Source organism: Escherichia sp. E4930, assembly GCF_005845405.1.
In the GTDB taxonomy this organism is placed as follows: Bacteria; Pseudomonadota; Gammaproteobacteria; order Enterobacterales; family Enterobacteriaceae; genus Escherichia.
Window position 1 is genome coordinate 1 of sequence record NZ_VCDZ01000053.1, and the last position, 4,886, is coordinate 4,886.

Annotated in this window: 5 protein-coding genes; all 5 read left to right on the forward strand. The window is 40.6% G+C overall.

Annotated elements, in window-relative coordinates:
* The coding region (locus FFT88_RS24650) for a type IV secretion system protein (RefSeq protein ID WP_171026939.1) at positions 1-621 on the forward strand (621 nt) is incomplete at its 5' end.
* Positions 618-1,397 (forward strand): TrbG/VirB9 family P-type conjugative transfer protein, encoded by a 780-nt coding sequence (locus tag FFT88_RS24655; RefSeq protein WP_135406007.1) that lies wholly within the window; start codon positions 618-620, stop codon positions 1,395-1,397. The genes FFT88_RS24650 and FFT88_RS24655, both read left to right, overlap by 4 nt.
* Positions 1,387-2,529 (forward strand): TrbI/VirB10 family protein, encoded by a 1,143-nt coding sequence (locus tag FFT88_RS24660; RefSeq protein WP_000787412.1) that lies wholly within the window; start codon positions 1,387-1,389, stop codon positions 2,527-2,529. The genes FFT88_RS24655 and FFT88_RS24660 overlap by 11 nt, the downstream gene beginning before the upstream one ends.
* Positions 2,529-3,548, forward strand: coding sequence for a P-type DNA transfer ATPase VirB11 (virB11, locus tag FFT88_RS24665; RefSeq protein WP_135406008.1), 1,020 nt, complete (start codon positions 2,529-2,531; stop codon positions 3,546-3,548). The genes FFT88_RS24660 and virB11 overlap by 1 nt, the downstream gene beginning before the upstream one ends.
* Before the next feature lie 50 nt (positions 3,549-3,598).
* Positions 3,599-4,886, forward strand: a 1,288-nt coding sequence (locus FFT88_RS24670; RefSeq protein ID WP_135406009.1) for a type IV secretory system conjugative DNA transfer family protein, incomplete at its 3' end; no start/stop codon positions are given.

A 4,886-nucleotide genomic window follows, 5' to 3' on the forward strand; every position in this document is an offset into this window, starting at 1 on the left:
GAAATAGCAACTGTCCAGGGTAAAGCTAAGTTTATTACGCGAATTGCTGTTGTGCTGTTGATTTCCAATATTGCTCTTGCAGCAGCCATCGCTTTTTTGTCTCCGTTAAAGACTGCCGTTCCTTTTGTTATTCGTGTGGATAACAATACGGGCTATACAGATATTGCACCGCAATTATCAGGAGCAAAGCAAACCTATCAGGAGGCAGAAACAAAATATAATCTTGCGAAGTTTGTTATTAACTATGAGTCATACGACTGGCAGACTATCCAGGAAATGCTGGATACGGTAAATGTCATGTCTAATAACAAAGTGTTCTCACAGTACAATACAGCTATTCGTGCGGATAACTCGCCGCTGAATGTACTGAAAGACAGTTATAAGATTAAAACGAAAATTAAGTCCGTCACTTTACTGAAGCCTGATGTTGCGCAGGTCAGATTCTCAAAAATGATTCTGGACTCTTCCGGCTCTTTGGCTCCCGAATACAGAGTTACAGACTGGATTGCAACGGTCGCTTTTGATTTTAATAAAGATGTGAAGACGGAAGAACAACGGCTTATTAATCCTCTCGGATTTGAAGCTGTCAGCTATCGTGTAGACGCGGAGGCTATTAAATGATTAAAAAGTCGGGTCTTATCGGTTGCTTATCTTTACTGGCTGTTTGTGCATCTCCGGCAACAATTGCGGCAACATATGGTCAGGGGTCAGCATTTGACTCCAGGATTCAGAGTGTTGTTTTTAATGAAAACGATGTTGTTAATGTCAGAGTAAAAAAAGGTGCTGTTTCGGTAGTTCAAATCGCCAAAGATGAAACGATTAAAGATGTTGGCCTGGGTGATCCTGCTGCATGGAAGGTGTCCGTTCGTGAACATACAGTCTTCTTTCGTCCGGCAGTAGAAGACAATCCAAGCACGAACGTTACTATTGTAACGGATAAACACACGTACTCATTGTACCTTACGGAAGTGTCCAGTAATCCGACATACGTTTTGCGATATGACTATCCTAAACCTGTAACAGCCAAAGTATTTACGGAGAAAAAATATCCCTGCACTGATGGTGGTGTAATTAATGGACACTATCAATTAAAGGGGAGTAAGAGCATTTTCCCTTACCAGGTCTGGGACGATGGTACTTTTACCTGTATGCGCTGGAACAGTAAACAGGATTTACCCGTACCTTATCGTGTTGATGCTGATGGCAATGAAAACCTTGTTAATAAGCATATGGAAAATAACACAATGGTATTACATGAAGTGTCTGATAATTTCCGCCTGAGAATAGGCGATCAAGTTGTTAATGTAAGAACATCTTCGACGGTTCCTAAAATGTGGAATAAAAAAGGCACTACAAATGGAAAGGTGAGGGTGGAGAAATTTAATTATGAAAAATGAAAGCCGCAGCAATAATGATGTGGGTAATCGTGGTGTTATCGAGGTTAAATCAAAGAAATCCTCCAAGAAGATATTTATCTTGCTGGCAAGTATCTTTGGTATTTTTGTTGTCGCTGCCATGATTATTAAAATGCTTCCCTCGAAGGAGGTGGAGCAAACTGGCCTTGAACCAAAAAACGAGACGTTAATATCTAATTCTCAGGATGGGGCAAGCCTTAATTCTGTGATGAAAACAATCATGCAGAATAAGCAGCGTGAGGAAACTGAACGCAAGCAACGGGAAGAACAGGCAGAAAAAGAAAAGAAACAAAAAACAGAAATAAATTCTGATAATGATAGCACTATGCAAGCAATGGCGATGCAGGGGCAATCCAGCAGCCATTCTTCATCGCAGTCTGGCAATGGACAGGAGAAAGAAAGGCCACTGACTAAGGCTGAACGTCAGATTACAGGAGATACTCTGGTTAAAATTGAAACCAGAAATGAGGATAAACGTTCGGAAAAAGAGAAGGATTCTCTGCAAGGGGAAACTTATGCTGATGGTACAGTGAGTTTTGCCAGTAACAGACGTTTTTTGCTGGCTGCGGGTACTTCGCTTTCATGCGTTTTACAAACAAAAATAGTTACGTCCTACCCTGGAATAACGTTGTGCCAACTGACTAAAGATCTCTATTCAGATAATGGTGAAACATTACTGGCTCGCCGTGGCGCTATGCTGATGGGAGAGCAGAATAAAGTCATGACGCAAGGAGTGGCTCGTGTATTTGTTAACTGGACTAATTTAAAAGATGGCAATGTTAACGTAAAAATTGGTGCTCTTGGCACTGATGGACTTGGTGCATCTGGCCTGCCAGCCTGGATTGATAATCATATATTCCAGAGATATTCAGGTGCGATTATGTTGTCATTGCTTGGTGATGGTATGGATATTCTGAAAAATACCACACAAAAATCGGGGAATAACAGCAATATTACCTATGATAATACATCTGATACGGCGCAGGAGTTGGCTAAAACAACACTTGAGAACACGATTAATATTCCTCCAACTGCATATATTAATCAAGGAACCGTTTTATCAGTGATTGTTCCGAGGAATATTGACTTTTCTGAGGTTTACGGAGTGCAGTAATGAGTGAAGAACATATTATCGCTCGTCAATTTCTGATGCAAACAGGGATTCAGGAATTACTGGATATGGATGATGTTACCGAAATCGCCGTAAATCAGCCTGGCAGGATATGGTTTGAAGGTCGTGATGGTTGGTGCTTTCGTGATACAGATAAGGTCAGTTATAAGGCATTAATGGGGCTGGCCTATGCGCTGTGTAACATAAGTGGGCTGGAAGATGCCCTGAAACCACATAACCCGATTGCGTCGGTTGTTCTTCCTGGTGGTGAACGTGGTCAGATTATCGTTCCTCCTGCAACCGAGGATAATTGTGTTGTTCTCTCAATTCGTAAACCATCACTAACGCGTTTTTCACTTGATGATTACGTTAATTCAGGGCGTTTTGACCGAGTTAAAATTGCTAAAAAACACACAGCAGTGTTAACTGAGCGGCAGAAATATTTATTCGAGTTATCGCGTAAGGGTGATGCCGCAAGTATTGCTAAATTTATTCGTGAGGCGGTCAATGATCGCCTGAATTTCCTGATTGTTGGTGGTACTGGTTCCGGCAAAACAACAGTAGGTAAAGCCATTGCGGATTTGTTTCCTCCTGAACGGCGCTATGCAACAATTGAAGATGTCCACGAGATGACGCTCCCGAATCATCCAAACCATATTCACCTGTTTTATAAAAAGGGAATTGTGGATGCCAAGTCGATTATTGAAGCCTGTATGCGCCTTAAACCAGATCATATCTTTCTGGCTGAGTTAAGGGGGGATGAAGCATGGAGTTATCTTGAAGCTCTTAACACAGGGCATGAAGGCTCAATAAGTACGATCCATGCTAACAATACTTATGCGTCGTTCTCGCGGCTGGCGAGCATTGTTAAACAATCATCTGTTGGTATGACAGTTGATATGGATTTGATTATGAGAACGATTAAGACATCTATAGATGTCATATTATTTTTTAACCATACATATATGACGGAACTATATTACGACCCCGAAGAAAAAAATCGTCTACTTAGCACAATGTAAATTATTTCAGGTGATTAAATATTATACATGCTTTACATGTAGGGGTATCTATGAAGAAAAAAATCATATTAGTGGTTTTTTTGTTGCTTATTCTCGTTGCTTGTCTTATTGGCGGTAATTATCTTGGGGGATATGCAGCATTAAAATATTCAGGATTGAGTATTGACATGTTGCAATGGAATACATTTAATAATGTCATTACACAATTTAGCGGAAAACCTGAATATAAAAAATTGGTCGCAATTACATGGGCTGGATTTGCTGCACCATGTGCAATATTTATTGGTTTTGTTGTTATTGTCATAGTCGGACTGATGCCAAAAAAAGTTATTTATGGCAATGCTCGTCTTGCTACTGATATGGACCTGGCTAAATCGACCTTTTTCCCAACAGATAAAGAGTTGAAAGAAGCAAGATTAAAGAACAGTAAACCATACTGCTTTCCACCTATTCTTATTGGTAAACAGTTTAAAGGAAGGTTTAAAAACAAATATATATATTTCTTCGGGCAACAGTTTTTAATCCTTTATGCTCCTACGCGTTCTGGTAAAGGTGTTGGTATTGTTATACCTAACTGTGTGAATTACCCGGATTCGATGGTTGTTCTTGATATAAAACTTGAAAACTGGTTTTTGTCTGCCGGATACAGACAGAATGTGTTAGGGCAGGAATGTTTTCTGTTTGCCCCTGCGGGGTATGCAGAAAACCAGCAGGAGGCGAAAAAAGGTAATATCAGATCACACCGCTGGAATCCTCTGGACTGCGTTAATCGTTCTGATATTCAGCGTTCTGGAGATTTGGAAAAAATTGCCGCTATGTTGATTCCGGCAAGTGATGATCCTATCTGGTCTGATTCTGCACGGAAGCTCTTTTGTGGGCTTGCTTTATATCTTCTGGATAAGGAACGATTCCATCTTCAGCAAAAGAAAAAGGGTGTTGCTGATGTACCTGATGTTCTTGTTTCCATGTCGGCTATTATGAAACTCTCTGTCCCTGAAAGTGGTCAGAAACTATCAGCCTGGATGGGTACGGAAATAGATCAGAAAGAATACCTGAGTGATGAAACAAAGAGTCTGTTTCGTGAATTTATGGCAGCGCCGGAGAAGACACAAGGAAGTATTATTACCAACTTCTCGTCTCCATTGAGTATTTTTAAGAACCCAATCACAGCAGCAGCTACTGATGCAAGTGATTTTGATGTGCGAATGGTCAGGAAAAAGCCTATGTCGATATATCTTGGGCTGACTCCTGATGCATTAATTACTCACTCACGGCTTGTGAATCTGTTTTTCTCTATGCTAGTGAATGAGAATACAAAGGAGCTTCCAGAACAGAATC

What these genes read in the sequence shown, in the direction of transcription:
- FFT88_RS24660 (WP_000787412.1), top strand. Translation starts at nt 1,387, where the DNA reads ATGAAAAATGAAAGCCGCAGCAATAATGATGTGGGTAATCGTGGTGTT.
- FFT88_RS24655 (WP_135406007.1), top strand. Translation starts at nt 618, where the DNA reads ATGATTAAAAAGTCGGGTCTTATCGGTTGCTTATCTTTACTGGCTGTT.
- virB11 (WP_135406008.1), top strand. Translation starts at nt 2,529, where the DNA reads ATGAGTGAAGAACATATTATCGCTCGTCAATTTCTGATGCAAACAGGG.